Here is a 26,304-nt window from a genome sequence, read left to right on the forward strand (position 1 = left end):
TCAGGCGCGCGGCGCCTCGGTCAGGAGGCGCGACAGCGATGCGCTGGCCAGTTCACCGATACGCGTCAGAAAGGTCGTGCCCATCGAGGGCGTGAAACGCTCGGCGTCGGGCGATGCCAGCACCAGCAGCCCGAAGGCCTCGGGCGCGATGCCCACGCGCAGCGGGATCAGGGCCAGCGAACGCACTTCGCGGTCGAGCCAGGCGGCGGCCTCGAAGCCCGAATTCGGGCCGCAGTACGGCGACATCAGCCCATTGGCGAAGGTGCGGGCATCGGCCGAGACTTCGCCGCGCCAGGGGGCCTCGGCATCGCCCGGGGCGGTGTCGGCCCAGAGGCGCAGCGCCACGTCGGGCACGCTGAAGATCTCGCCCAGGCCGCCGGCCACGGCGGCGGGCAGCGCCTGCGGGTCGCGTTCCTTGAGCAGGCCGCGGCTCCACAGCAGCAGCCGGTCGGAAATGTGTTCGTTTTCGGCCGCGGCGCGCACCAGCTCCGACACCCGCAGTTCCATGCCGCGCACGCGCTCGCGCAGCGCCAGCACCTGGCGCTCGGCCAGCGAGACGGCCTTGCCCTCGTGGGGATGGGGCACCTTCATGGTGGAGAACAGCTCGGCGTGCCGTTCGAAGAAATCGGTGTTGTCCTTGAGGTATTGCGCGACTTCGTTGGCGTCCATGTACGTTCCGGAATTCATTGTTGATATAAGGCAAGGGCGCGCGAAGCGCGTAGGAGGTGGATTCCCCTCCCCCTCTAACCCAGGAGGCGGTCGACGTCGACGGTGCCTTCGAACACGGTCACGGCCGGGCCGGTCATCAGCAGTTGCTCGCCGTCCCAGGAGATGGTCAGCACCCCGCCTCGCGTCTGCACGCGCACCGGCGACTCCAGCAACCCGCGGCGGATGCCCGCGGCCACCGCCGCGCAGGCGCCCGTGCCGCAGGCCAGCGTCTCGCCCGCGCCGCGCTCGTAGACGCGCAGCCGGATGTCGTGGCGACCGACGATCTGCATGAAGCCGGCATTGACCCGGCGGGGAAAGCGCGGATGGCTCTCGACCCGCGGGCCGACCGACGCCACCGGCGCGAGGTCGACGTCGTCGACCACCTGCACCGCGTGCGGATTGGAAATGCCGACGGCCGACACCCAGACGACGCGCTCGGCCTCGCCTGGCGCCGACACGTCCAGCGGCCAGACGTCGTCCTGGCCTTCGCGCCGGGGCGTCAGGCCCGCCGGGTCGAACGGCACGGCGGCCGGATCGAAGCTGGTGCGCCCCATGTCGACGCTGACCTCGCCGTCGTCCTGTTCGTTCAGCACGATGATGCCGGTGCAGATCTCGGCGCGCACGGGATTGCGGTCGGTCAGGCCCTGCTCGTGGACGAAGCGCACGAAGCAGCGGGCGCCGTTGCCGCAATGCTCGACCTCGCCGCCGTCGGCGTTGAAGATGCGGTAGCGGAAGTCGGCGTCGGAGCGGGTGGGCCGCTCGACCAGCAGGATCTGGTCGGCGCCGATCCCGAACTGCCGATGGGCGAGCTTGCGCGCCCGCTCGGGGGTGAGCCGGATATCTTGGCGCACGCCGTCCAAGACGACGAAATCATTGCCCGCGCCATGCATTTTGGTGAAGTGCCAGGTCATGCCGGAATTATAGTCCGCGCCAAGCACCGCGCGCCGCCGGGGTCGGAGCTTGGTATTCTGGCGATTGGCCGGTCTACTGGAACTTGCAATGGCTCGTATCGTCCCCGACGGCTGGCGGGAAATCAACGCCACCGGCGCCGCCCGCCGGGAAATCGAAACCCTGGCCACGCTCGAACGCGGCCTGCCCGATTCCTACACCGTCTACCATGCCGTCCACTGGACCAACGTGGAACATGGCTTCTCGGTCTATGGCGACATCGACTTCGCCGTCGTCAACGCCGCCGGCGACCTGCTGCTGATCGAGCAGGTCAGCGGGTTCCTGGAGGAAACCGCCGACGGGCTCTGCAAGAAATACCCCAGCCACAGCACCAACGTGCCGATACAGATCGCGCGCCAGCTGGCGGTGCTGCGCGGCCGGCTGGCCCGGCGCCCCCACCTGGACGCCATCCGCGTCGAGTACCTGCTGTATTGCCCGGACTACTCGGTGCGCCATCCCGAGACCGCCGGGCTGTCGGCCGAGCGCATCGTCGACGCCGCCGAGCGCGACCGCCTGTGCGCGGTCATCCAGCTGGCGCTGCCGCAGGCGCCCGCCACCCAGGCCGCGCCAGCCGTGCGCCGCTTCCTGGACGACATCATCCAGCTCGAACCCGACGCCAACGCCCTGGTGGGGCAGGCGCGGGCGCTGGTCACCCGCATCTCGGGCGGCCTGGCGCACTGGGCGCGGCGGCTGGAGTTCGACCCGTTCCGCCTGCGGGTGATCGGCACCGCCGGGTCGGGCAAGACCCAGCTCGCCCACGCCGAGTTCCGCGCCGCCATCGATGCCGGCCGCCGGCCGTTGTACGTCTGCTTCAACCGGCCGCTGGCGGACCACTTCAACGGCATCGCGCCCGAAGGCGGGCTGGCGTGCACCTTCCACACCCTGTGCGACAAGGTGCTGCACGCCGCCGGGCAGCCGGTGGACTTCTCGGGCCCCGACGCCTTCACCAGCCTGGTGTCGCGCGCCGCGCGCGAAGCCGTGCCCGACCACCTGCGCTTCGACACCATCATCATCGACGAAGGCCAGGACTTCTCCGATGAATGGCGCGACCAGATCCTGCGCCATGCGCGCGAGCACGCGCGCATGGTCTGGCTGGAAGACCCGATGCAGAACCTGTACGGCAAGCCGGCCGTGCACCTGCCGGACTGGGTCACGCTGCGCGCGCAAAGCAACTACCGCAGCCCGCGCAGCATCGTGAAGCTGCTGGACCGCCTGTTGCCCGACGACCAGCACATCGAGCCGCGCGGCCCCATCGCCGCCGGCGGGCTGGGCGTGCTGGTCTACGACAATGAGGCGGACCTGCTGGCGCACACCAAGAAGGCCATCTCGCAATGCCTGGCCGCCGGCTTCAAGCGCGCCGACATCGCGGTGGTCAGCTTCCGGGGCCGCGAAAGCTCGGCCGTGCTGGGCCAGACCCAGCTCGGCCCGCATGCCATGCGCACCTTCACCGGGCGCTACGACCTGTTCGGCAAGCCCGAATTCTCGGAAGGCGAAGTGCTGATGGAATCGGTCTACCGCTTCAAGGGCCAGGCCGCGCCCGCCGTCGTGTTCACCGAGGTCGACTTCGACCACCTGGACGAGCGGACGGCGCGCAAGCTCTTCGTGGGCGCCACGCGTGCCATGCTGCGGCTGGAACTGGTGGTGTCGCGGCACGCGATGGAGCACGGGCTGGCCGCGATACTGGAAAGCACGGCCTGAGGCCTGTCGATGGCTAGTCCACCGTCGCGCCCGACTCTCGCACCACCGCGCCCAGCTTGGCGATCTCGCTGCGGATGAAGCGCCCGAACTCCTCGGGCGTATCGCCCACCGGCTGCATGACCTGGGCCAGCAGCCTGGCCTTGACCTCCTTGTCCCGCAGGGCCAGGGCGATCTTGCGCGACAGCGTCTCGACGATGGGTTGCGGCGTTCCCGCCGGCGCGACCAGCCCCAGCCAGCCGACGAACTCGTAGCCCGGCAGCGTCTCGGCCACGGTGGGAACGTCCGGCAGCGACTCGAAGCGCTTGGCGCTGGTAACCGCCAGGGCTCGCAGCTTGCCCGACTCCACGTGCGGCATGACCACGGGAATGCTCTCGAAGTCCACGCCGACCTGGCCGGCCAGCAGGGCCGCCACGGCCGGGGCGCTGCCGCGATAGGGAACGTGGGTCATGCGGGTGCCCGCCAGGCTGTTGAACAGCTCGCCCGCGATGTGCATCGAGGTGCCGTTGCCGGCGGAGCCGCGGTTCACCTTGCCCGGATGCTGGCGGACATAGGCCAGGAACTCCGTCATGTTGGCAACGGGGACGGTGGCGGGATTGATGGCCAGTACCAGCGGATAGGTAACGGCCAGGGAAATCGGCGTGAAGTCCTTGACCGCGTCGTAGCCGAGCTTGCGGTACAGCGTCGGATTGATGCCGTGCGTGCTGACCGTGCCCATCAGCAGCGTATAGCCGTCGGGATCCGCCCGCGCCACGGTCTCGGCGGCGATGACGCCGCCGCCCCCGCCGCGGTTCTCGACGATGAAGGGCACCCCCATGCTTTGCGACAGCTTGTCCCCCAGCAGCCGCGCGACGAGGTCGGTGGGTCCGCCAGGCGCGGCGCCGACGACGATGCGCACGGGTTTGGCGGGATAGCCGTTCTGGGCCGGCGCCGGTCCGGCAAGCGCGACGGCCGACGTGAACACGATGAAGCGCAGCAAGGCATGCATGGGGGTCTCCTCGTTGTCGAAAGGGCGGCGCCCGGCCTAGGCGGCGGGCGCGACCACGCGGCCGTGGGTGATGTGGCGGTTGAAGATCCAGGTGTCGTAGCGCTTGCGCGTGTCGTTGAGCGCGGAATGCGCCAGGTGCCAGTCCAGCGCGGCCTGGTCCTTCCATTCCTCGAACAGGAAGACGCGGTCGTCCATCGGCGCCGACGGCGTGACGATCTTGAACTGCAGGCAGCCTTCTTCCTTGAGCGAGTTGGCGGCGTGCGTCTGCATGACCGCGAGGAATTCCTCGCGGTGTTCGGGCTTGATGGAGAACTCGACGATCAGCGATATGGCTTGCATGGTGTGTTTCCGTTGCATGGGTTTGAAAGAAGGGTCCGGCAGCGATCGATGGCGATGCGCACCACCTCGTCCGGATCGCGTGCCCACCAATCGGTGGAGAAGATCTCGACTTCGTACGGACCGGCGTAGCCGTTGCGCGCCAGGCAGGCCAGCAGCCCCGCCAGGTCGGCCGCGCCGTCTCCCATCATGGCGCGGTCGTTGACCGGATGGCGGGTGGGCACGCGCCAGTCGCACAACTGCACGGTGGCGATGTAGGGCAGGTGCCGCGGCGCGAGGCTGTCGTACAGGTCGGGATCCCACCAGGTGTGAAAAACGTCGAGCACGACGCCGCAGCCCGGCCCGGCTTCCTGGCACAGGCGCAGGGCCTGCGCCAGCGTGTTCACGCAGCCCCGCTCGGCCGCGTGCATGGGGTGAAAGGGTTCGATGCCCAGCGTCACGCCCGCCTGGGCCGCCAGCGGCGCGGCCTCGCACAACAGGTCCCGCACTTCCCCGCGCGCCCGCGCCAGGCCCGCCGCCGCGCCGCCTCCACAGACGAACACGACGGCCCCCGCGCCGATTTCGGCCGCCTCGTCGATGGCCTGCCGGCAATCGGCCAACGCAGCGCCCGGCCCGCGTGCGCGCAGCAGCGCCAGGTCACCCGCCTTGCACAGCGACGGCACCCAGGCGTCCGCGTCCCGCAGCAGCCGGCGGGCCCGCGCCACGCCGCATTCGGCCAGCTTGTCGCGCCACACGCCCACGCCGCGCACGCCGTGGCGCACGTAGCCGGCAATGGCCTCCTCCAGCGACCAGGCGGGCGTGGTGATCTGGTTGATGGCCAGACGCTCCCGCATCATGCGCGTCTCCCGCCGGTGCGGCGCGCCATTACCGCGACCGCAGGGCGTCGATGTTGCGCACCTCGGCCACCTTGCGCACGTATTCCTCGGGCGGGGCCTGGTACAGCAGCTTGCGGCTGACGTGCACGCCGGTCATCTCCTTCATGGCCACGACCATTTCCGTCGCCTTGAGCAGCAGCCGGTAGCAGTCCAGCAGCGGCACGCCGTCGACCTCGAAGATGCCGCGCTGGGCCAGCAGCGTGGACGACGGCCCGGCGGGGATCACCACTTCGGCACCGCGCTCGATGGACTTGCGGGACGCGGCCAGGATCTGCTCCACGCAATCGTCGCCGGCGCGGGTATCTGTGAACACGGCATCGAAGCCGCGGATATTCGAGAACTCGATGTACTCGACCGAGGCCAGCCGGTCGCGCAACCCGTAGCCGATGGGGATCTCGCGATAGCGCGGCACCATCTTCTCGTTGGGCACGACCAGGCCGAAGCGCTCGCCCATGGTGCAGGCATGGAAGCAGCAGACCTCCATGAAAGACACCACGGGGATGTCGAGGATCTCGCGCAATTCGACCAGCGCGGGGTCCAGCGAGTTGGCCAGCACGAACGCGTCGTAGCCGCCCTGCTGGCGGATGGCCAGCGCGTTGTCGATGATCTCGCGCACGTCGTAGTTCCAGAACAGGCGGAACTGGTCGCCCAGCGCGCCCTGCTGGGTGCCGCGCACTTCCACCTTGGTCCCCGGCAGCGCGGCGCCGTCGCACAGCGCCTGGGTGGCACGCAGGAAATTCGCCATGCCGGTCTCGGACGAGACGAGCTGATACCAGATACGCATTACAGCCTCCTTGGTTGGGCGGGCACGGCTGCGCCATGCCCATGCAAAAGATGTTGCGCGGCGTCCAGCCGCAGGTCGGTACCCAGTTCCCGGCTCAGGTCCCGCACCTTCTCGAGCAGCTTCAGGCCCTGGCCGTTGCGCGCCAGCCTGGGCAGGCCGTCGGGCCCTTCTCCCTCGGCCCACAAGGTCAGCGGCTGCAGCGTGAACGCGGGCGGACCGTCGCGGCCACAGGTCAGGCGGATGAACAGGGCTTCCCAGGCCGAACGTCTGCGGTAGAAACCGGCGTTGTCGCGCCGCGCCTGGTAGACGTCGGCCAGAGGCCGGTCGCGCATCGCGTAGGCATCGAAGAAGTCCGCGGGCTGGGTGGGAAACAGATAGGGCTGGAACACGAAGGCGCCGATGCCATGGAAGATGGGCCGGCCGCGATGCAGCTCCACGCCCCGTACGCCGTGCGCGCCGTGCCCGATGACGGCATCGGCCCCGGCGTCGATGGCGCGGCGGGCCATCTCCACCGCGAAGTCCGGCGGCATGTCGGGCCGCGCGTCGTACTCGTGCGTGTGCATGCTCAGCAGCACCCAGTCGGCGTCGCGGCGCGCCGCGCGCACCGCCGCCTCGATGTCGGCCGCGTCATCGGGCGCGGCCCAGGACTCCACGCCGAAATCCTTGCCGCGCACGAAGCGCGCGCCCAGCAGCGACAGCGCCGGTCCGCGTTCGTCGTCATAGGCGCGCGTCAGCGGATGTTCGCGATGATGGCCCGCGGGCAGTCGTTCCAGGATGCGTTCGAGCGCGGCATAGGCCTCGGCATCGACGCGGTAGCGCGTGCCGAAGCGCAGCGGCGCGACGCCCGGCCGGCCCGGCGTGTCGTCTCGCGACCGCCCTGCCCGCGCGTGGTCGAGATGGCTGGAGGAAACGGCCAGCACGGCCACGCGGCCGCCCGGCGTATCGACCACGGCGGGGCGCAGGGCCTGCTCTAGGTCGGCGCCGGTGCCGGCATGGGGAATGCCCAGGTCACGAAGCGTGGCCTCGGTCTGGCGCAGGCCGTCGACGCCATAGTCGCCGGCATGGTTGTTGGCCGTGGACGCCACGTTGACACCCAGCCAGGCCACGTCCCCGGCCAGCGCCGCGGGTGCGCCGGCCCAGGCGCCCGGCGCCTGGGCCGCGGCCACCGTCGGGTGGCTCAGCAACTGGACTTCGAGATTGGCGAAGCGTACGTCGCATTCGCGCAAGGCCCGGACCGCCGCGGCGAAGCCCGGGTCTGTCTCGCCACGCAGCGGCTTGCCGATGTAGAGGTCGCCCACGGCGCCTATCGTGACCGTCGGCGCCCCGCGTGCCGGCTCGTTGGAGGGCATGGCGTCACTCGGCCTGGATGTTGGCGGTCTTCACGACCTTGGCGACGCGGACGCGCTCGCGGGCGATGAAGTCGGCGAACTGCTGGCGCGTCCCTGGCGACGGCGTCGCGCCCAGGTCTACCAGCCGCTGTTTCACCCCCGCCTCGTCCACGACTTCGCGCAGCACCGCGTTCAGCCTGTCCAGCACCGCCGGCGGCGTGGCCGCGGGCGCGGCCAGCCCGTACCACACCGATTCCTCGTAACCGGGCACGCCCGCCTCGGCCGCAGTCGGCACGTCGGGCAGCAGGTCCATGCGGCTGGCGCGCGCGATCGCCAGCGCGCGCAACTTGCCGCCCTTGATGTGCGACATGGATTCGACCGTGTTCAGCGGCATGAACGAGATGCGCCCGCCCAGCATGTCCGCCAGCGCGGGCGCGGCGCCCTTGTAGGGCACGTGCAGGACCTCGATGCCCGCCGCCTGCTTCAGCGACTCGCCCGCCAGGTGGGCGGAGCTGCCTATGCCCGGCGACGCGTAGGTCAGTTCCCCCGGCTTGGCGCGGGCGCGGGCCAGCAGGTCGCCCAGCGTCTTGAAGGGCGAGCCCGCCGGCACCGCCACCACCAGCGGCGCGGAGGCGATCATGCCCACCGGCGCGAAGTCGCGCTGACCGTCGAACGGCAGGTCGGCGAACAGGCTGTTGTTGGTGGCGATGGAGTTGGCCACCAACAGCAGGGTGTAGCCATCGGCCGCCGCGCGCGCCACGGCCTGCATCCCGATGTTGGAACTGCCGCCGGGCTTGTTCTCGACGATGAACGGCTGCCCGAGTTTTTCCGCCATGCGCTGCCCCACCAGCCGCGCGACCGCGTCGGTCGCGCCTCCCGGCGCATAGGGCACGACGATGGTGACCGGATGTGTCGGCCAGGATCCGGCGGCCGCGTGCGCGGATCCCGCCAGCGCCAAGGCGGCCAAAGCCGCCAAAAAGTGTCGAGCCATGCTTGTCTCCGGCATTTATTAAACCAACGTTTGAATTATTAATGCCGATTATAGGCCGTCATCGACCCCTCGCCACCGGGGTTAACCCTGGCATGGACGGATCGAAAAGCATGCGCCCGGCACGACGAACGCGCCACCGGGCGGCGTGCGCAGGGAGGCGTACGGAAAACGCGAAAAGGGAAGCTGCGGCGCGGGACCGCGCCGGAAAGCTAGTCGGCCAGCAGGCCGGCCAGGAAGAAGCGCACCATGCGGTCGACCATGTCGTCGGGCCGGTGGTGGACGTGCGGCAACGGCGCGGACGCGAAGGCCGCGGGCGGGCGCTCCATGCGCTCCCAGCCGCCCATGGCGTAGATGATGCCGCCCACCATCAGGTTGTAGCGCCAGATCACTTCCTCCAGCGGCAGCTTGGGCAGGAAGTGCTTGAGCGCCAGGATGAAACGGCTGCGCACGGGCTCGTAGTAGGTCTGCAGGAATTCGTTCTCGCCCGGCATGGCGAAGGCGCGCGACAGGAACTGCATGACCACCAGCGCCGAGTTGTTGCTGCGGGCGTTGATCGCCGCGGTCAGCTTCATGGGCGGCTCGACGAAGGCCCGCACCACCGCTTCCAGCGTGGGGGCGCCGCTGGCCAGCGCCGCATCCAGCAGCGCCAGCCGTTCATCGTTCAGCGGCACGACGCGGCGCCGGAACATTTCCTCGAACAACTGGGACTTGCCGCCGAAGTGGTAGGTGATGGCGGCCAGGTTGACGCCGGCCGCATCGCTGATGGCACGCACCGACAAGGCTTCGAACCCTTCCGCCGCGCAGATGCGCTCGGCCACGTCGAGGATGGTGGTGCGCGTTTCCTCTCCCGCCGCGTTCTGCGAGCCACGGGGCCGGACTCGCGTGGCGGGCGGGGCTGACACGGCGGAAGCGGATTTACGGGTCATGGATGGAAGGCCGTAGCGGGAACGAGTCCCGATTGTACGTCGGAAGCGTTGACCGCCTTATTTTGCCTCGCCTATAATTTAAACAAACGTATGTATTTAAGGAGGAGATGGTGCCCACCCCCATCCTGACCTGCGCCATCACGGGCGGGGACGACACGGCCGGGCGATTCCCGGCCGTTCCGGTCACGCCGCGGCAGATCGCGGAATCGGCCATCGAGGCCTGCCGCGCGGGCGCGGCCATCGCCCATATCCACGTGCGCGACCCGGCCACCGGCAAGCCGTCGCTGGACCCCGCGCTGTACCGGGAAGTGGTGGAACGCGTGCGCGACAGCGGCTCGCCCGTCATCCTGAACCTGACCACCGGCGCCGGCGCGCGCTTCCTGCCCGATGCGTCCGCGCCGAACACCGCGGCGGCGGGCTCCAACCTGCGCCCGCCGGCCGAGCGCTGCGCCCACATCCTGGAACTGCGGCCGGAGATCTGCACGCTGGACATGGGATCGCTCAACTTCGGCAAGGGGGCGCTCATCAACGTGCCGGACCACATCGAGGCCATCGCCGCCGTGATCCGGAAGGCCGGCTCCAAGACCGAACTGGAAATCTTCGACACCGGCCACATCGCGCTGGCGCGGCACCTGATCGACCGCGGCGTGATCGAACCCGAGCCCTTGTGGCAGTTGGTGCTGGGCGTGCCGTGGGGCGCGCCCGCCAACAGCGAGACCATGATGCACCTGCGCGGCCAGCTGCCGACGGGCTCCCGCTGGGCGGCATTCGGCATCGGCCGCCAGGAGTTCTGCATGCTGGCGCAGGCCGCGCTGCTGGGCGGCCACGTGCGCGTGGGGCTGGAGGACAACCTGTACCTGAAACAGGGCGTGCAGGCCCGCAGCAACGCGGAACTGGTCGGCCGCGCGGTGGAGATCCTGCATGCGCTCGACATGGAACCCGCCACGCCCGACCAGGCTCGGCGCATGATCGGACTGCGGCCGCGATGACCACGGAAGACCCGCTGCGCGTCGCGCTGGCGCAGGTGCGGCCGGGCCCGGACCTGGACCGCAACCTGGACGAGCTGGCGGCCATGGCCCTGCAGGCGCGCCGCAAGGGCGCGCAGTGGCTGCTGCTGCCCGAGTACGCCGCCATGCTGCACAGCAGCCGGCAGGCCATGCGGGCCGCGGCCGACCGCGCCGACGACGTCGAGGCCGCCGTGCGCAGCCTGGCGCGGGACCTGGGCATGTGGGTGCTGCTGGGCTCGATGGTGGTGCCCGACGGCCCGCAGCGCATGTTCAACCGCAGCCTGCTGTTCGACGCCGAAGGCCGCCTGGCCGCCCGCTACGACAAGCTTCACCTGTTCGACGCCACGCTGCCCGATGGCCGGACGATACGCGAATCGTCCGCCTATACCGCGGGCGACGAGGCCGTCGCGGTCGATACCCCCTGGGGGCGCGTGGGACTTTCCATCTGCTACGACCTGCGCTTTCCCGGCCTGTACCGGGCGCTGGCGCTGGCCGGCGCGCAGATCCTCGTGGTCCCCGCCGCCTTCGCCCGCGCCACCGGCGCCGCCCACTGGCATGCGCTGCTGCGCGCCCGCGCGATCGAGAACGGTGCCTTCGTGCTGGCCCCCGCCACCTGCGGCGACAGCCCCGGCGGCCGGGCCAGCTACGGCCACAGCCTGGCGCTGGGACCCTGGGGCGACACGCTGGGCGAACTGGACGACGAACCCGGCTGCCTGGTCGTTCCGCTGGACCTGGCCGCCGTGGCCCGGGTCCGCGCGGAACTGCCCGGCCTGTCCCACGAACGCGCGTTCAGCCTGCGGCTGGCCGGCCCTTCACCCTTTGTCCCTTCCGACGGAATGCCTCATGACACAACCGCATGAACAGCGCTCGCCCGCCCGGCCGAGCCAGCCTTCGAACCTTCGCTCGCGCTACGTCGACGCAGCCGCCATGGCCTGGCATCCGACCGACTTTCCCGGCATCGACATGAAAATCCTTTACGCCGATGCCGACAGCGGCATGTCGACCATCCTGTTCCGGATGGCGCCCGGCTCGGTCGTGCCCCTGCACGAACACACGGCGCTGGAGCAGACCTACATCCTGTCCGGACGCCTGGTGGACGACGAGGGCGAAGTAGGACCGGGGGGATTCGTCTGGCGGCCGGGCGGCAACATCCACATCGCCCGCGCCCCGGAAGGCGCGACCTTCCTGTCGGTCTTCATGAAGCCCAACCGCTTCTTCGGCGGAGCGAAGTTCTTCACCGACTGAAGCGCGCGTCATGCCGCGGGCGGGGTCTCGCCGCGTGGCGCCTTGTAGCGGTTGTAGCCCCACAGGTACTGCTCGGGACAACGGCGGATCATGGCCTCCATGCCGGCGTTGACCCAGGCGGCCTGGTCCTCCGCCGTCTCGGGCACCGGGCCGGGCAGCCGCACGAAATGGACCTTCCAGCCCTGCCCGCCGGGCAGGCGTTCGCCCGCCGCCAGCACCACGGCGGCGCCGGTCTGCGCCGCCAGCCGGCCGGGCAGCACCATGCTGAACGCGGGCTTGCCGAAGAACGGCGCCCACACACCTTCGCCGTTGCCGGGGACCTGGTCCGGCAGGATGCCGATCGCCTCGCCGCGGCGCAGGGCCCGCACCAGCTGGCGCACGCCCTGCAGATTGGCGGGTGCGGTATCCAGGTTGGGCCCGCGCCGGCCGCCCTCGACCAGTTGCGATACCCAGGCCTTGCGCGGCGGCCGGTACAGCACCGTGATGGGGCCGCCCCGGTGGGCGTAGTAGCGCGCCGCGACTTCGAAGCAGCCCAGGTGCGGCGTCAGGAACAGGATGCCCTTGCCCTCGTCCAGCGCGCCCTGCACGGCATCCCAGTCATCGGTGCGGCACTCGGCCAGCGCCCGGTCGGGCCTGAACCAGACGCGCGGGATCTCCAGCGCGCCCTCGCCGGCGGCGGCGGCCGAACGGCGCGCGAAGTCCTCGCCCCGATAGCCGCCCAGGGCGGCGTTGGCGCGCAGGCGCGCGGCATAGTCGGCGGAACTGCGATACACCAGCAATCCCAGGCAGCGCCCCAGGCGGTGCAGCCAGCCCAGCGGCAGCCGCGCGAGCAAACGATAGAAAGTCAGCAGCATCGAACGATCCGAACCTCGAAGAACAAGCCCCGCGGCCACCATGCCGGCAGGGGGGGTGGGCTCCATCCGGATTTTCCCCTAAAATGGAAAAGATCGCCGAGTTAACAGACAACTTGCGGGGCGATCGCGGCGCCGGTCCGTCCGGTGCGCGCATAAATGCCGCTAAAGCGTCGCTGCTCGCCACAGGTCCAAGACCCAGCAACGTGCAACACGCCGCGGAACCGATAGCCGGCGTGCGCGCCGGTCAGCTTTCAAAGGACTATCGAGTGGCCAATTCCTACCTCTTCACTTCGGAATCCGTCTCCGAAGGACACCCCGACAAAGTCGCCGACCAGGTCTCGGATGCCATCCTGGACGCCATCCTCGCGCAGGACCCGACCTCGCGCGTGGCCGCGGAAACGCTGTGCAACACCGGCCTGGTCGTGCTGGCGGGCGAGATCACCACGCGCGCCAACGTCGACTACATCCAGGTCGCGCGCGACACCATCAAGCGCATCGGCTACGACAACACCGACTACGGCATCGACTACAAGGGCTGCGCGGTGCTGGTCGCCTACGACAAGCAGTCGCCCGACATCGCCCAGGGCGTGGACCGCGCCTCGGACGACTACCTGAACCAGGGCGCCGGCGACCAGGGCCTGATGTTCGGCTACGCCTGCACCGAAACGCCCGACCTGATGCCCGCGCCGATCTGGTACGCGCACCGCCTGGTCCAGCGCCAGAGCGAGCTGCGCAAGGACGGCCGCCTGCCGTGGCTGCGCCCGGACGCCAAGTCCCAGGTCACCTTCCGCTACGTCGACGGCAAGCCGGTCGAGGTCGACACCGTGGTGCTGTCCACCCAGCACTCGCCCGACGTCAGCCAGGACACCATCCGCGAAGCCGTCATCGAAGAGATCATCAAGAAGACCTTCACCGACGGCCTGATCACCGACAAAACCCGCTACCTGGTCAACCCGACCGGCCGCTTCGTCATCGGCGGCCCGCAGGGCGACTGCGGCCTGACCGGCCGCAAGATCATCGTCGACACCTACGGCGGCGCATGCCCGCACGGCGGCGGCGCGTTCTCGGGCAAGGATCCGTCCAAGGTCGACCGCTCGGCCGCCTATGCCGCCCGCTACGTGGCCAAGAACATCGTCGCCGCGGGCCTGGCCACGCGCGCGCAGATCCAGGTCAGCTACGCCATCGGTGTGGCCGAGCCCATCAACATCACGGTCGACACCTACGGTACCGGCGTCATCCCCGACGACCAGATCGCCAAGCTGGTACGCGAGCACTTCGACCTGCGTCCGAAGGGCATCGTCAACATGCTGGACCTGCTGCGCCCGATCTACCAGAAGTCGGCCGCCTACGGCCACTTCGGCCGCTCGGAGCCGGAGTTCAGCTGGGAAGCCACCGACAAGGCGGCGGCGCTGCGGTCGGCGCGTTAACTCCCCGCTACCCGCTGAACTCGCCGTAGACTTCGCGCGGGTTGCGGACCAGGATCCGTTCGAGCACCGAACGGTCCTCCACCCACTCGGCCAGCAGGTCGAACAGGTCGCCGTCGTTGGGCATGCCCCTGCCCTGCATGTTCGTGTGCGGCCAGTCGCTGCCCCACAGCAGGCGTTCGGGCGCATGACGCACCAGGGCGCGTGCCAGGGGAGTGACCTCGGAATAGGGGTAGTCCTGCGCCGTGCTGCGCATCGGACCCGAAATTTTCACCCACACGCGCCCGGTATCCAGCAGCTCCAGCAGCCGCCGGAAGGCCGGCTGGTCCACTCCGCCCGCGGCGGGGATGCAGGCGAAGTGATCCAGCACGATGCGGTTGGGCAGGCGCAGCAACGCATCGGCATGCTCGACCAGATCGGTGCCGTGGGGATAGAACTGTACGTGCCAGCCGAACTCCGCGATCAGTTCGGGAATGCGCGGCGACGACAACCGGGGCAAGGCGCCGCGGTGGCCATGGCTGACGAAGCGGGCGCCGCGCACGCCCAGCGCGTCGAGCTCGGCCACGCGGGCGCGGTCCACGTCGTCGGGCAGCAGCGCCACGCCGCGAAAACGATCCGGGAAACGCCGCAGCACCTCGGCCAGGTGGTCCGGATTCTGGCCGTAGCCGGCGCCGCTGACCACCACCGCGCCGGACAATCCCAAGGTGTCCTGCAAGGCGATGTTGGTCTCGGGCAGCGCGTCCGCCGAGCGGTACTTGCTGCCCGGGTGGAACGGATAGCGGCTGGCGGGTCCGAACAGGTGCACGTGGCAATCGATGGCGCCCGCCGGCGCGGCCAGCCGGGGCTTGCGCGGATGCGGATCGGGCGGCGGCGTCAGCGGAAGCGCGTTCTGGCCGGACATGGGGTTCTCCATCAGTTCGCGGTGATGCGGGCACGCCGCACCACGTCCTTCCATTGCCGGATCTCGGCCGAGATCATCGCGGCGAAATCTTCGGGCGTGCTGGTCCTGGGCTCCACGCCCGCCGCCTGCAACTGGCTGTTCCAGACGGGGTCCTTGCCGATATCCGCCATCGTCCGGTTCAGCACGTCGATCACCTCGCGCGGCGTACCCGCCGGCGCCAGCACGCCCAGCCACAGGAGGCCTTCGTAGCCCGGCACGCCGGACTCGGCAATGGTCGGCACGTCGGGCAGCAACGCCGAGCGCTTCGCGCTGGCGATGGCCAGCGGCTTGATCCTGCCGCCGGCGAAATGCGGCTGCGAGGTGGTGACCGTGTCCATCTTGACCGCGATCTGGCCGCCCAGCAGGTCGTTGAGCGCCGGCGCCGCACCTTTGTACGGCACGTGCACGACCTGGATGCCGAGCCGCTCCAGCAGGAGTTCCGTCGTGACGTGGGGCAGCGTGCCGTTGCCCGCCGATCCGTAGGTCAGCTTGCCCGGGTTCTTGCGGGCGAAATCGACGAAGCCCTTGAAATCGTCGAAGGGCTGGTTGCCGCTGGCCACCAGCAGCTCGGGAATCTGCGCGACGAGTCCGATGGGCGCGAAGTCCTTTTCCGTATCGAAGGACAGGCGCGGCGTGATCGCCGGATTGATGGTGTGGTTGGGCGTCGTGAACAGCAGCGTGTAGCCGTCGGGCGCCGCGCGCGCGACGCGCTGGGTGGAGATCACGCCGCCGGCGCCGGGAACGTTCTCGACCACGAACTGCGCGTCGAGCCGCCGGCCGAGCTGCGCGGCCAGCATGCGCGCCACGGCGTCCACCGATCCGCCGGCCGAGAACGGCACCACCAGCGTGACCGGCCGGGACGGATAGCGGGCAGCCTGCGCCGGAGCGGCCAGCGCCACACTCGCGGCAAGGCAGGCGGCGGCATGCAGCCACGCGCGACGGACAGGGTATGGGCACGGCATCGGGTCTCGCCTCCTGGTTTGCGGGACGCTGAGCTTAGAGGTCCCGCCGGGCCCGCTTCAAATGATTGTTTTGCACCTCTCCATGAATTCCTTGCATGCCGCCCCCCGCGTGATGATGATGTCGCTGTGCCGTTTCTCCCCCGACGAGGCATCCATGCAAATCGATTTCCTCGGCATGCAGGCCTTTCTCTGCATCGTCGAGCAAGGCGGCTTCCTGCCGGCCGCCACCCACCTGAATCTGTCCCAGACGGCGGTCAGCCACCGCCTGCGCAAGCTGGAGGACAGCCTGGGCATGAAGCTGCTGACCCGCACCACGCGCGCGATCACACTGACCGACGCCGGCCGCGCCTTGCTGCCGCGCGTGCGCAAGGCCATGCAGGAACTGGAACTGTCCTACGACACGGTGCGCCAGCACGCCGGCACCGCGCCGCGCTGGCTGGTGTTCGGCTGCCTGCCGACCCTGGCGATCACCCAGTTGTCGCCGGCGCTGCTGCGCTTCGCGACGCGGCATCCGGACATCTCGGTGCGCGTGCTGGACGACTCCATCGGCGAGATCGCCGAGCACGTGCACAACGGCACCGCGGCCTTCGGCGTGTCGCTGGCCAGCTCGAACCGGTTCGGCCTGGACATGGACGTGTTCGCCGAAGAACCGTTCGTGTTGGCCTGCCCGCCCCGCCATCGCCTGGCGCGGGCCAGGGAAGTGGATTGGGAACGCCTGCGCGGCGAACCCCTGATCCGCATCAGCCTGCCCGCCGGCAACGCGGCCACCATCGACGACGCGCTGGGCGATCGCCGCCTGCGGTTCCGCTGGGCCTACGAGGCCCAGCACACGTCGATCGCGCTGGACTTCGTCGCCAACGGACTGGGACTGACCGTGGTGCCGGCGCTGTCGGCCACCAAGGCTCCCGGCGTGGTCACGCGTCCGCTGGCCGGCCCCGCGGTGGCGCGACATCTGGCGGTGGTGACGCGCCACGGCGCCGTGCTTGCCCCGGCCGCGCAGGCCATGCGCGACCTGCTCGTGGCCGAGATCCGGGGCCGCCTGGCGGCGGTCCATGAACGGCGCGCATGAATCCGCCAAACAATTCATTTGTCCGCGCCACCCCGACTGCCTAGACTGGCGGCGAATCGACGGTCCTCCCGCATGCTCCCGGCGCGGGCCCGGACCGCGCCACGAGGAGACCGCCATGTTCCACCGCGCCGCGCGGCCCATTGCCGCCGCGCTGATGTTCGCCGCCATCGCCCCGCTCCACGCGCAGGACGACCGCTACCCCGAGCAGCCCATCCGCGTGGTCGTGCCCTTCGGCGTCGGCGGGCTGGCCGACATCTCGCTGCGCCTGGTCACGCAGCGCCTGTCCGAACGCCTGGGCCAGCAGGTCGTGGTCGAGAACAAGCCCGGCGCGGGCGGCGTGGTGGCCGCCAACGCCGTGCTGGGCGCGCCGCACGACGGCTACACGCTGGCGGTATTCGCCAACGGCACGGCGATCAGCAAGACGCTTTTCAAGCTGCCCTACGATCCCGTCGCCGATTTCGAGCCCATCTCCACCGTCGCCTACTTCGACCTGGTGCTGCTGACCAACGCCAAGGGCAAGCTGCAATCCCTGCCCGCGCTGCTGGCCGAGGGCAAGAAACGCCAGTTGGTGCTGGGCACCATCAACCCGGGCAGCACGCAGAACCTGTCGGCTGAACTGTTCAAGTCCATGGCCGGCGTCGACGCCATGATCGTGCCTTTCAAGAGCACGCCCGAAGTGCTGACCGCCTTGCTGCGCGGCGACGTCGACGTGATGTTCGAGTCGTATGCCGCGCTCAGGGGCGCCATCACGTCGGGCCAGGCAACGCCGATCGCGGCCACCGGCAGCCACCGCTCGAGCTGGTTGCCCAAGGTGCCCACCGTGGCCGAGAGCGGCGTGCCCGGCTATGAAGTCGCGGGCTGGAACGCCCTGTTCGCGCCGGCCGGCACGCCGCCCCGCAGGCTGGACCGCCTGAACGCCGCGTTGAACGAAGTGCTGCGCGAGCCCGCCATCCGCCAGCGCCTGGAGGAACTCGGCACGCAGGCCCAGGGCAGCACGCGCGGGGAACTCGCCGACGTGTTCAAGCGCGACATCGCCAAGTGGGCCGACGTCATCCGCAAGGCGGGCATCCCCATGCAGCAGAACTAGCAGGAGTTTTTCCGTGACCTTCGCGATTTCCATGGCCGACGCCGTGCTGGTCGATGCCCACGTCCACGTCTTCACGCGCGACATGCCGCTCGTGCCCAATCCCCGGCACAGTCCGGACTACAGTTTCACGGTGGAGCAACTGCTCGACACCATGGACCGGCACGGCGTGCACTACGCCGTCATCGCCGCCGCCAGCCCCTGGGGGGACTACAACGACTACGTGCTCGAATCCCTGGGCAAGTCGGCGCGGCTGCGCGGCACCATCATCGCCGACCCCGCCGTGGAGAAGGTCTCGCTGGACGCCATGCACGCCGCCGGCATGCGGGGCGTGCGGCTGCCCTTCATCGGCCTGCCGGAACTGCCCGACCTGGACTCGTGGAACTATCGCAAGTTCCTGCGCCGGCTGGTGGACCTGGACTGGCACGTGCACGTGCACATCGAGGGGCCCCGGCTGCCGGCGGTGCTGCCCTTGCTCGAGCAATCGGGCGTGAAGATCGTCATCGATCACATCGGCCGGCCCGATCCGGTCTCGGGAACGGCCAGCGAAGGTTTTCAGGCCATGCTGCGATCGGTCCGCAAGGGCCGCACCTGGGTGAAGATGTCGGGCGCGTACCGGCTGGGAGCCAATGCCCGCGAATGCGCGCAGGCGCTGTACCGCGAAGTGGACGTGGACAGGCTGATGTGGGCCAGCGACTGCCCCTTCGTGGGCGCGGAATCGACCATGACCTACGAGGCCGCCATCACGTGGCTGGAGGAAACGATTCCGGACGCGGCCGACCGGCGCCGCATCTTCGGCGGCAACGCGCTGCGCTTCTATTTCTCGTGATCGACCGCGTCCGGCAGGTTCAACGCGCCGAGTCGCCCCAGCGGTAGACCTGCGTCAGCTCGTCCAGCCGCTGCTTCAGTCCCGCGTCCAGCACGTAGTCGGCCGCCGCCAGCGTATCGTCGAGTTGGTCGGGCCGGCTCGCGCCCAGCAGCGGCGCGGTAACGAGCGGATTGGCCAGCACCCAGGCCACCGACAGCGTCGTCAGCGATACCCCCGCTTCCTTCGCCAGCGCCTGCAGCGCGTCCACCGTGTCGAAATACCGGTCGGCCCAGTAACGCTCCTGGTAGCGCTCGGCCGCGGTGCCCAGCGTGAAGCGGGTGCCTTCGGTGGGCGCGCCGCGGCGATGCTTGCCGGTCAGCAGCCCGCCGGCCAGCGGGTTGTACGGAATCACGCCCAGGCCCTCTTCCTGCGCCAGCGGCAGCAGTTCACGCTCGATCTCGCGGAACAACAGGCTGTAGCGGGGCTGCACCGAGACGAAGCGCACGAGGCCGTGCAGCTCGGACTTGCCCAGCGCGCGGGCCAGGCGGTACGCCAGGAAATTGGACACGCCCACGTAGCGGGCGCGACCGGACCGCACGATGGTGTCCAGGACCTCCAGGGTCTCGTCCAGCGGCGTGCGCGTGTCGTCGCCATGCAGCTGGTAGAGATCGACGTAGTCCGTCTGCAGCCGTGCCAGCGAGGCGTCGATCGCATCCAGCAGATGCTTGCGCGACGAGCCCTGGTCCCAGGGGTGGGGACCGGTCCGGCCGAAGGCCTTGGTCGCCACGACGAAACCGGCGCGCCGGCCCGGCGCCTCGCGCAGCCAGCGGCCCAGGATTTCCTCGGTGGCGCCTATCGTCTTCAAGCCGCCGCCCAGCGGATAGACGTCGGCGGTGTCCAGGAAGTTGATGCCGCCGTGGGCGGCCTTGTCCAGGATCTGGCGGGCGACGGATTCCTCGGTCTGCAGGCCGAAGGTCATGGTGCCGAGCGCGAGGCGGCTGACGGTCAGGCCGGTGCGGCCCAGGCGGGTGGTGGCCAAGGTCATGGTGGATGCGTCGGTAGGAATGGAAGGAACCACCTATGCTAGAACACCCCGGCGCTTCCTGGAACCATTCCCTGGAAGTAAGGATATGCAGGCCTGGCGCGCGCTGCCGGAAGGGGCCGCGGTTGGCGTTACACTGCCTTCATATGACCGCCAAGTTACCCGTTTCCGATCCCCCACCCTCCGCCTCCCTTCCCGATTCGCCCTGCGTGGCGGTGTGCTCCACCCTGTTCGACGAAATCTGCCGCGGATGCGGCCGTACCGCGATGGAAGTCGCCAACTGGGTGCAGATGAGTCCCGAGGAAAAACAGGTCGTGTGGCAGCGGATCCGGGCCCAGGGCTACCCCCGGCGCAAGGGCTGACCGGCCGCGCGGGGCCGCGGCCCGCTTCATGACAGTCTTCGGCCTGTCACATGCCGCAGGCTAAATGGGCGCCATCGCACCGACCTCTACCGCCCATGCGCATCGTCCTCGTCACGGATGCCTGGCATCCGCAAATCAACGGCGTCGTCCACACCTGGACGTACATGCAGAAAACGCTGACCTCCTGGGGCCACGAACTCATCATCGTCAGTCCCGTCGGCAGCCGCACCATCCCCACCCCTACCGAGCCCGACGTGCGGCTGTGCGTGGAGCCACGCCGGCACCTGCTGCGCACGCTGGCGGACCGCGAACCCGACACCCTGCACATCGCCACCGAAGGGCCGCTGGGCCTGGCGGCGCGGCGGCTGGCGCGGCAGCGGGGCTGGCGCTACACCACGTCCTTCCACACCATGTTCCCGGATTATCTCCAGGCCCGGATAGGCATCCCGGCGAACTGGACGTGGCGCTTCATGCGCTGGTTCCACCGGCCTTCGCAGCGGGTGCTGGTACCGACCCCCACCGTGCGCGACACGCTCGCGGCCAAGGGGCTGGGCAACCTCCACATCTGGGCGCGCGGCGTGGACACCGAGCGCTTCCGGCCCGAGGCCGGCAACGCGCTGCCCTACCCCGGCCCCATCTTCCTGAGCGTGGGCCGCCTGGCCAGGGAAAAGAACCTCGATGCCTTCCTGTCCCTGGACCTGCCGGGCACCAAGGTGGTCGTGGGCGGCGGCCCGGACGAGCCCCGGCTGCGGCGCAAGTTCCCCGGCGCGGTCTTCCTTGGCATGAAGCCGCACAGCGAACTGGCGCGCTACTACGCGGGCGCCGACGTGTTCGTCTTCCCCAGCCAGACCGATACGTTCGGCCTGGTCATGCTGGAGGCGATCGCCTGCGGCACGCCGGTGGCCGCCTATCGCAGCGAGGCGCCGATGGCGGTCGTGAGCGAAGGGCGCACCGGCGTCCTGCACGACGACCTGCGCGCGGCCTGCATGGGGGCGCTGGAACTGTCGGGCACCGACATCCGGCAGCATGCGCTGGAGCACAGCTGGACCGCCATCGCCTCGCGCCTGCTGGAGTTGCAGGTGCCGGCCGATCCGAAACGCGAGAAGGCCGACCTGGACTGGTATCCCCAGGGCGCGGTGTAGCGGTCCCGCGCTCAGGCGCCGGGCGTACCTTCCCTGAGCGCGACGTCCAGATCGACCAGCACCGGCGCATTGCGCGGCAGCTCGCTCACGCCGATGACGGAACGCGGATGGCGCCCCCGGTCGCCGAACAGCGCCACCAGCAGCTCGGACCCTTCGTCGGCCAGCTCCGACCACCGGCCGCGCTCGCGCCCGACCTGGAAGAAGTAGTTCACGCGCAGCACGCGGTCGACACCGGCAAGCGTGCCGCCGGCCAGGTGCTGCACCCACGCCAGGGCATGCAGCACGCACAGCCTGACGGCCTCGCGGCCCACGCCGGCGTCCACCGATTCGCCCACGACTCCCTGCGCCAGGAGCGTATCGGCCCCGGTCTTGGGGATCTGTCCGGCGACGTGGATGGTATCTCGGTGCCGGATCGCCGGCGCGTAGGAGAACAGCGTGGGCGTGGGCGGCGGCAGCGCAAGCCCCAGTGCGCGCAGGCGTTCATCGGCATTCGACATGGGCGGCCCTCCTAGCGCTTAGTGGGCTGGAAGCCCACTTCCCGGGCCAGCTTGGCCCACCGCTGGTTCTCGCCCTCGACGAAGGCGGCGAACTGGGCGGCGGAGCCTCCTTTCACCGATACCCCCTGCTCCTTCAGGCGCGCCGCGACCTCGGGCGATTTGAGCGCGCGGTTGAACGCCGCGTTCAAGGTCTCGACCACCTCGCGCGGGGTGGCGGCCGGCGCCACGATGCCTTGCCAGGACGTGATGTCCAGCCCCTCCAGGCCGGCTTCCTTGTAGGTAGGGATCTCGGGCGCGATGTCGATGCGCGTGGGCGAGGTCACCGCCAGGGCCTGGATCTTCCCGGCCCGCGCATGCGGCAGCAGCGTGATGACGGGATCGAGCAACAGGTCGATGTGTCCGCCCAGCAGGTCGTTGATGGCGGGGGCGCTGCCCTTGTAGGGCACGTGTGTCATCCGCGTACCGGCCCGCGCGTTGAAAAGCTCGCCCGCCAGGTAGGTCGAGCTGGACGCCGAGCCGAACGTCAGCGCGCCGGGCTTCTGCTTGGCCAGCCGGGTGAACGCGGCCAGGTCGGCGACCGGCAGGCCGGGCTTGGCGGCGATGATGTACGGCTGGTCCGCCAGCATGACGACGGGCGTGAAATCGCGGCTCGCGGAGTAAGGCAGGTCCGAGTATTGCAGCTCGTTGATGGACAGGACCGGCAGGTTCGCCACCAGCAGCGTATAGCCATCGGGCGCGGCTCGCGCCACGTGTTCCGCGCCGATGATGCCGCTGGCGCCCGGCTTGTTGTCGACCACCACGGGCTGGCCGATGTCCTGGGCCACCTTCTGGCCCACCGTGCGCGTCACGAGGTCGGCCACGCCGCCGGGGGGAAAGGGCACGACGAGGTGGATCATCTTGCTGGGAAAGGACGCCGCGTGGGCGCCCGCGGCACACGACAGCGCCAGGACGGCGGCGGCGATACGATGCATGGACATGAGAGGTCTCCTTCTTGATGGTTCAGGCCGCGGCGATCGCGACGATTTCTATGTCGCACCCGGGCGAAGCCAGCGCGGCCTGCACCGTGGCGCGGGCCGGGGCCTGGCCGGCGGCGACCCAGGCATCCCAGACTTCGTTCATGGACGCGAACAGCGCCATGTCCCGCAGGAATATCTGGCAGGACAGCAGCCGGGACCGGTTGCTGCCCACGCCTTCCAGCAGCCCGTCGATCATGGCCAGCACTTCCGCCGTCTGTTCGCGGATGTCGCGCCCGCGGGTCTCCCGGGGTACCTGGCCCGCCAGGTACAGGACGCCGTTGAAGACCGAGATTTCCGACATGCGCTTGCCGGGTCCGATTCTCTGGATGCTCATCACGCGGCCTCCCGCGCATCGGCTGGCATGGGTCCGAAACCCGCTTCGAAGAAGCGCAGCCAGTTCTCGCCCAGCACCATCGCGGTGTCCCGGTCGGAGAAGCCCACGGCGCGCAGCCCGGCCTCGATCCGCGCCATGTCGCGGCTGTCCCGGAACCAGTCCGGCTGCGGCGGGAACCCCGGCTGCGCGGCCGATCCTTCACCATAGTCCATGCGCTTGGTGTAACGCCCCATCCGCATCCACTGCACGACGGAGTCCGGCTGGTCCTGGCACAGATCCGAGCCTATGCCCAATGCCTCGACCCCCGCCAGCTCGGCGGTCCGCGCCACCATCTCGCAGAAAGTTTCCAGGCGGCAGGCCGACTTGTCCTTCAGGTGATGGGGATACAGGGAAAAACCCAGCATGCCGCCGGACGCGGCCAGCGCCTTGATGACCGTGTCCGACTTGTTGCGCAGCGCGGGCGCCCAGGCATGCGGGTTGGCGTGGCTGACGACGATGGGGCGCTGCGACAGCTCGATCGCCTCGAGCGTCGAACGCTCGCCCGAGTGGCTCATGTCGATTACCAGGCCGACGCGGTTCATCTCGCGTATGACCTCGCGCCCCATGCGGGTGACGCCGCCGTCGTTCGCTTCATAGCAGCCGCTGGCCAGCAGGGACTGGTTGTTGTAGGTCAGCTGCATGAAGCGCACGCCCAGCGTATGCAGCACTTCCACCAGACCGATGTCGTCCTCGATGGGCGAGGGATTCTGGCATCCGAACACGACCGCCGTGCGCCCTTCGCCGCGCGCCCGGCGCACGTCGTCGGCGCCGCGGGCCAGGACGATGAGTTCGGGGAAAGTCTCGAACCAGCGGTTCCAGCGTTCGATGACCTGCACCATCTCCCGGAAGTTCTCGTGGTACGCGATGGTGACGTGCACGGCGTCCAGGCCGCCCTCGCGCCATTGGCGGAAGATCTTCTCGGACCAGTTGTTGTATTGCAGCCCGTCGATGCGAAAGGGTTGCGTCCTGTCGTTGCCCATTCCCGGTTCCAGCTCCTGCGATATGGATGGCGAAACTGTAGAGATCCGGGGCAAATTCAGTCAAACTAAAAGATATTCAATAAATTCAAATTTTTCTTAAATGAAGATCGACCAACTACGGACTTTCGTCGCGGTGGTGGACACGGGCGCGCTGGTCGAGGCGGGCGACCGGATGGGCCGCACGCCCGCCGCGCTGTCGATGACCCTGAAGCAGATCGAATCGGAACTGGGCGGCGCGCTGTTCGAGGGTGAACGCAAGAACCGGCTGACACCGCTGGGCCGGCACGTGCATCTCCAGGCGCAGCGGGCCCTGCATGCCTTCGATGCCGCGCTGGCCCAGATGCGCGGCTACGCCCGCGGCGGCCAGGGTATCGCGCGGATCGCGGCCGTGCCGTCGGCGGCCACTCGCCTGCTGCCGGCCGCGATCGCGCGCATGCGGGCCACCCACCCCGGCGTGCGCATCGACCTGCGGGACATCGATTCGGCGGCGGTCATCCAGGCCGTTTCCGCCGGCGTCGTCGACTTCGGCATCGCCACGGCGCCCGCATCCAGTGCCCATCCGGACCTGAATGCCGAACCGCTGCTGAAGGATCCCTTCGTACTGGTCTGCCCCGCCGGCCACCGCCTGAACGCACTGAAACGGCCGGTCCGCTGGCGCGACATCGATCCGGCGGAGTTCATCGCCAACGGCCTGTGTTCGCGCTTTTCCTCGCCCGAGCTGTCGCGCCTGGTGGAACAGGCGCCGCTGAATCTGCACAACACCACGTCGCTGCTGACCTTCGTGGCCCAGGGGTTCGGCGTCACGCTGCTGCCCACCATGGCCGTCACGGCCAGCCGGACGGTCCGCCTGCTGCCGCTGGCCGACCATGGCGCGACCCGCAGCCTGGACCTGATCACGCAGCGCGACGCCAGCCTGAGCCCGGCGTCCCAGGCCATGCTGGAACGGGTCCTGGACTGCAGCCGCACCATGGCCGCCACGGTCTGAATCGGGGAATCGGGACCGATGCTCAGATTTGCTCAGATAAGGATGCGATGCCCCCCTTATCCTTTGCATCCTTGACTATCGGTCCATGGGCATGGGCGGCAGGTCGAGAGAACTGACGTCGAAGGCAGCATCCCATGCAGGTTACCCATCCATCGCCAGCGCAGCCGGCCCTCCCTCTCTCCTTCCCCCTCCCTCCCCCCGTTTACGCCGTCACGCCCGCCATGCCCGGCCCCGATGTCCGGGCCTTGGCTTTCCAGCCCATCTCGTCGCTGCTGGACGGCACGTGCAATCTCTACCAGAGCGTCACGGCCCGCCTGCTGGCGGCGCCGGATGACGACGTGCCGGACGCGCCCGGCCTCCCGCTCGTCCAGGCCGTGATGGCGGTCCTGCGCGACCACCCCTGGATCACGCTGGGCTGCGCGGTCTCGCCCGACATGCTGGCCGACGAGGCCGGCTGGGCTCCCCTGCTGGGCGAACTCCGCGCCGACAACCGGCTCGCCCGGCGGCTGGTGATCGAACTGGCACAAGGTGGCGACCGGCTGGAAACGCGGCAAGCCCTCGGCCTTGCCGGCCGGCTGCGGCGACTGGGCTGCCTGCTGGCCATCGACGACTTCGGCGCGGCCGGCGGCACCGTGGACTTCCTGCTGGATGCCCGTCCCGACATCGTCAGGATCGCCCCGGCGTACCTGCATCGCGCGCGGCGCCTGCATGGCGTCGGCGGCACCTCCGGCCTGATCCGGCTGTGCCGCCGGCTGGCGCCGGCGATCGTCATCCAGGGCGTGGACGATCCCGCCGACCTGCTGCGCCTGCCGCGCGAGGCCGGCGTATGGATCCAGGGTGTCATGGCGGGCCTTCCGGCGCTGCATGCTCCCTGGCTGCGGCACAGCCCCTGGCGCCTGGCGGCCTGCGCCGGCGAACGCCACTGACCGGACCCG

29 protein-coding genes are annotated in these 26,304 nt (G+C 69.6%); 12 read left to right on the plus strand and 17 right to left on the minus strand.

Annotated elements, in window-relative coordinates; translation table 11 throughout:
* Nucleotides 1-669 carry a DUF484 family protein gene (locus EGT29_RS25245; protein WP_238160197.1) on the minus strand — a complete coding sequence of 223 codons (669 nt, stop codon included), beginning with the start codon at nucleotides 667-669 and terminating at the stop codon, nucleotides 1-3.
* Between the two features lie 74 nt (nucleotides 670-743).
* Nucleotides 744-1,619: a diaminopimelate epimerase gene (gene dapF / locus EGT29_RS25250; protein WP_124691575.1), complete on the minus strand. Its 876-nt coding sequence runs from the start codon at nucleotides 1,617-1,619 to the stop codon at nucleotides 744-746.
* A gap of 88 nt (nucleotides 1,620-1,707) precedes the next feature.
* Here dapF and EGT29_RS25255 point away from each other — a divergent pair, with 88 nt between their 5' ends.
* A complete protein-coding gene (locus tag EGT29_RS25255; RefSeq protein WP_124691576.1) occupies nucleotides 1,708-3,354 on the plus strand; it encodes a DEAD/DEAH box helicase in 1,647 nt (548 codons plus the stop codon).
* 13 nt (nucleotides 3,355-3,367) lie between these two features.
* On the opposite strand, the gene EGT29_RS25260 is transcribed toward EGT29_RS25255, so the two are convergent.
* The 7 genes from EGT29_RS25260 to EGT29_RS25290 form a co-directional block, all read right to left on the minus strand.
* Complete coding sequence (locus EGT29_RS25260; RefSeq protein ID WP_124691577.1) at nucleotides 3,368-4,339, minus strand: tripartite tricarboxylate transporter substrate binding protein; 972 nt, start codon at nucleotides 4,337-4,339, stop codon at nucleotides 3,368-3,370.
* Nucleotides 4,340-4,375: 36 nt separating this feature from the next.
* A complete protein-coding gene (locus tag EGT29_RS25265; RefSeq protein WP_161567970.1) occupies nucleotides 4,376-4,678 on the minus strand; it encodes a putative quinol monooxygenase in 303 nt (100 codons plus the stop codon).
* Complete coding sequence (locus EGT29_RS25270; protein ID WP_124691579.1) at nucleotides 4,660-5,511, minus strand: sugar phosphate isomerase/epimerase; 852 nt, start codon at nucleotides 5,509-5,511, stop codon at nucleotides 4,660-4,662. The genes EGT29_RS25265 and EGT29_RS25270 overlap by 19 nt, the downstream gene beginning before the upstream one ends.
* Nucleotides 5,512-5,539: 28 nt before the next feature.
* The gene (locus EGT29_RS25275) at nucleotides 5,540-6,334 is read right to left on the minus strand and encodes an aspartate/glutamate racemase family protein (protein ID WP_124691580.1); all 795 of its coding nucleotides are present in this window, start codon (nucleotides 6,332-6,334) and stop codon (nucleotides 5,540-5,542) included.
* Entirely contained in the window at nucleotides 6,334-7,683 is a 1,350-nt protein-coding gene (locus EGT29_RS25280; RefSeq protein ID WP_124691581.1) for a CapA family protein, read from the minus strand. The genes EGT29_RS25275 and EGT29_RS25280 overlap by 1 nt, the downstream gene beginning before the upstream one ends.
* Nucleotides 7,684-7,687: 4 nt before the next feature.
* Nucleotides 7,688-8,653 (minus strand): tripartite tricarboxylate transporter substrate binding protein, encoded by a 966-nt coding sequence (locus tag EGT29_RS25285; RefSeq protein ID WP_238160198.1) that lies wholly within the window; start codon nucleotides 8,651-8,653, stop codon nucleotides 7,688-7,690.
* Nucleotides 8,654-8,862: 209 nt separating this feature from the next.
* Nucleotides 8,863-9,579 (minus strand): TetR/AcrR family transcriptional regulator, encoded by a 717-nt coding sequence (locus EGT29_RS25290; protein WP_124691583.1) that lies wholly within the window; start codon nucleotides 9,577-9,579, stop codon nucleotides 8,863-8,865.
* 107 nt (nucleotides 9,580-9,686) lie between these two features.
* Between EGT29_RS25290 and EGT29_RS25295 the strand changes: the two genes are divergently transcribed.
* Genes EGT29_RS25295 through EGT29_RS25305 form a run of 3 tightly spaced genes read left to right on the plus strand, consistent with a single transcriptional unit; the run spans nucleotide 9,687 to nucleotide 11,831 of the window.
* Nucleotides 9,687-10,568 (plus strand): 3-keto-5-aminohexanoate cleavage protein, encoded by an 882-nt coding sequence (locus tag EGT29_RS25295; RefSeq protein WP_124691584.1) that lies wholly within the window; start codon nucleotides 9,687-9,689, stop codon nucleotides 10,566-10,568.
* Entirely contained in the window at nucleotides 10,565-11,446 is an 882-nt protein-coding gene (locus EGT29_RS25300; RefSeq protein ID WP_202865568.1) for a carbon-nitrogen hydrolase family protein, read from the plus strand. The genes EGT29_RS25295 and EGT29_RS25300 overlap by 4 nt, the downstream gene beginning before the upstream one ends.
* Nucleotides 11,430-11,831: a cupin domain-containing protein gene (locus tag EGT29_RS25305; protein ID WP_124691585.1), complete on the plus strand. Its 402-nt coding sequence runs from the start codon at nucleotides 11,430-11,432 to the stop codon at nucleotides 11,829-11,831. Before EGT29_RS25300 ends, EGT29_RS25305 begins: the two co-directional genes overlap by 17 nt.
* Nucleotides 11,832-11,839: 8 nt before the next feature.
* Here EGT29_RS25305 and EGT29_RS25310 read toward each other — a convergent pair whose 3' ends face one another.
* Entirely contained in the window at nucleotides 11,840-12,685 is an 846-nt protein-coding gene (locus tag EGT29_RS25310) for a lysophospholipid acyltransferase family protein (protein ID WP_124691586.1), read from the minus strand.
* 266 nt (nucleotides 12,686-12,951) lie between these two features.
* On the opposite strand from EGT29_RS25310, the gene metK reads away from it, so the two are divergent.
* The gene (gene metK, locus EGT29_RS25315; RefSeq protein WP_124691587.1) at nucleotides 12,952-14,112 is read left to right on the plus strand and encodes a methionine adenosyltransferase; all 1,161 of its coding nucleotides are present in this window, start codon (nucleotides 12,952-12,954) and stop codon (nucleotides 14,110-14,112) included.
* Nucleotides 14,113-14,119: 7 nt separating this feature from the next.
* Here the strand turns inward: metK and EGT29_RS25320 are convergent, their stop codons facing one another.
* Entirely contained in the window at nucleotides 14,120-15,010 is an 891-nt protein-coding gene (locus EGT29_RS25320) for an amidohydrolase (RefSeq protein WP_124691588.1), read from the minus strand.
* 11 nt (nucleotides 15,011-15,021) lie between these two features.
* On the minus strand, nucleotides 15,022-16,011 hold the full coding sequence (locus EGT29_RS25325; protein WP_124691589.1) for a tripartite tricarboxylate transporter substrate binding protein: 990 nt from the start codon (nucleotides 16,009-16,011) through the stop codon (nucleotides 15,022-15,024).
* Nucleotides 16,012-16,165: 154 nt separating this feature from the next.
* Here EGT29_RS25325 and EGT29_RS25330 point away from each other — a divergent pair, with 154 nt between their 5' ends.
* From EGT29_RS25330 to EGT29_RS25340, 3 genes are all read left to right on the plus strand, one after another.
* The gene (locus tag EGT29_RS25330) at nucleotides 16,166-17,080 is read left to right on the plus strand and encodes a LysR family transcriptional regulator (RefSeq protein ID WP_124691590.1); all 915 of its coding nucleotides are present in this window, start codon (nucleotides 16,166-16,168) and stop codon (nucleotides 17,078-17,080) included.
* Between the two features lie 115 nt (nucleotides 17,081-17,195).
* Nucleotides 17,196-18,167 (plus strand): tripartite tricarboxylate transporter substrate binding protein, encoded by a 972-nt coding sequence (locus EGT29_RS25335; RefSeq protein WP_161567971.1) that lies wholly within the window; start codon nucleotides 17,196-17,198, stop codon nucleotides 18,165-18,167.
* A 13-nt stretch (nucleotides 18,168-18,180) separates the two neighbouring features.
* On the plus strand, nucleotides 18,181-18,993 hold the full coding sequence (locus EGT29_RS25340; protein WP_238160200.1) for an amidohydrolase: 813 nt from the start codon (nucleotides 18,181-18,183) through the stop codon (nucleotides 18,991-18,993).
* A 19-nt stretch (nucleotides 18,994-19,012) separates the two neighbouring features.
* On the opposite strand, the gene EGT29_RS25345 is transcribed toward EGT29_RS25340, so the two are convergent.
* Complete coding sequence (locus EGT29_RS25345; RefSeq protein WP_124691592.1) at nucleotides 19,013-20,017, minus strand: aldo/keto reductase; 1,005 nt, start codon at nucleotides 20,015-20,017, stop codon at nucleotides 19,013-19,015.
* 143 nt (nucleotides 20,018-20,160) lie between these two features.
* On the opposite strand from EGT29_RS25345, the gene EGT29_RS25350 reads away from it, so the two are divergent.
* Together EGT29_RS25350 and EGT29_RS25355 are read left to right on the plus strand one after the other, a co-directional pair.
* A complete protein-coding gene (locus EGT29_RS25350) occupies nucleotides 20,161-20,376 on the plus strand; it encodes a DUF1289 domain-containing protein (protein ID WP_124691593.1) in 216 nt (71 codons plus the stop codon).
* Nucleotides 20,377-20,471: 95 nt separating this feature from the next.
* Nucleotides 20,472-21,518, plus strand: a complete 1,047-nt coding sequence (locus EGT29_RS25355; protein ID WP_124691594.1) for a glycosyltransferase family 1 protein — start codon at nucleotides 20,472-20,474, stop codon at nucleotides 21,516-21,518.
* A gap of 11 nt (nucleotides 21,519-21,529) precedes the next feature.
* Here the strand turns inward: EGT29_RS25355 and EGT29_RS25360 are convergent, their stop codons facing one another.
* Genes EGT29_RS25360 through EGT29_RS25375 form a run of 4 tightly spaced genes read right to left on the minus strand, consistent with a single transcriptional unit; the run spans nucleotide 21,530 to nucleotide 24,384 of the window.
* Complete coding sequence (locus tag EGT29_RS25360; protein WP_124691595.1) at nucleotides 21,530-22,015, minus strand: RidA family protein; 486 nt, start codon at nucleotides 22,013-22,015, stop codon at nucleotides 21,530-21,532.
* A gap of 11 nt (nucleotides 22,016-22,026) precedes the next feature.
* Nucleotides 22,027-22,992, minus strand: coding sequence for a tripartite tricarboxylate transporter substrate binding protein (locus EGT29_RS25365; protein WP_124691596.1), 966 nt, complete (start codon nucleotides 22,990-22,992; stop codon nucleotides 22,027-22,029).
* A 22-nt stretch (nucleotides 22,993-23,014) separates the two neighbouring features.
* Nucleotides 23,015-23,365 (minus strand): RidA family protein, encoded by a 351-nt coding sequence (locus EGT29_RS25370; RefSeq protein ID WP_124691597.1) that lies wholly within the window; start codon nucleotides 23,363-23,365, stop codon nucleotides 23,015-23,017.
* Complete coding sequence (locus EGT29_RS25375) at nucleotides 23,365-24,384, minus strand: membrane dipeptidase (protein ID WP_124691598.1); 1,020 nt, start codon at nucleotides 24,382-24,384, stop codon at nucleotides 23,365-23,367. The genes EGT29_RS25370 and EGT29_RS25375 overlap by 1 nt, the downstream gene beginning before the upstream one ends.
* A 100-nt stretch (nucleotides 24,385-24,484) precedes the next feature.
* On the opposite strand from EGT29_RS25375, the gene EGT29_RS25380 reads away from it, so the two are divergent.
* Complete coding sequence (locus EGT29_RS25380) at nucleotides 24,485-25,369, plus strand: LysR family transcriptional regulator (protein WP_124691599.1); 885 nt, start codon at nucleotides 24,485-24,487, stop codon at nucleotides 25,367-25,369.
* 221 nt (nucleotides 25,370-25,590) lie between these two features.
* Nucleotides 25,591-26,295: an EAL domain-containing protein gene (locus EGT29_RS25385; RefSeq protein WP_161567972.1), complete on the plus strand. Its 705-nt coding sequence runs from the start codon at nucleotides 25,591-25,593 to the stop codon at nucleotides 26,293-26,295.
* The last annotated feature ends 9 nt before the right edge of the window (nucleotides 26,296-26,304 follow it).

This window comes from Pigmentiphaga sp. H8 (assembly GCF_003854895.1).
Taxonomy (GTDB): Bacteria; Pseudomonadota; Gammaproteobacteria; order Burkholderiales; family Burkholderiaceae_B; genus Pigmentiphaga.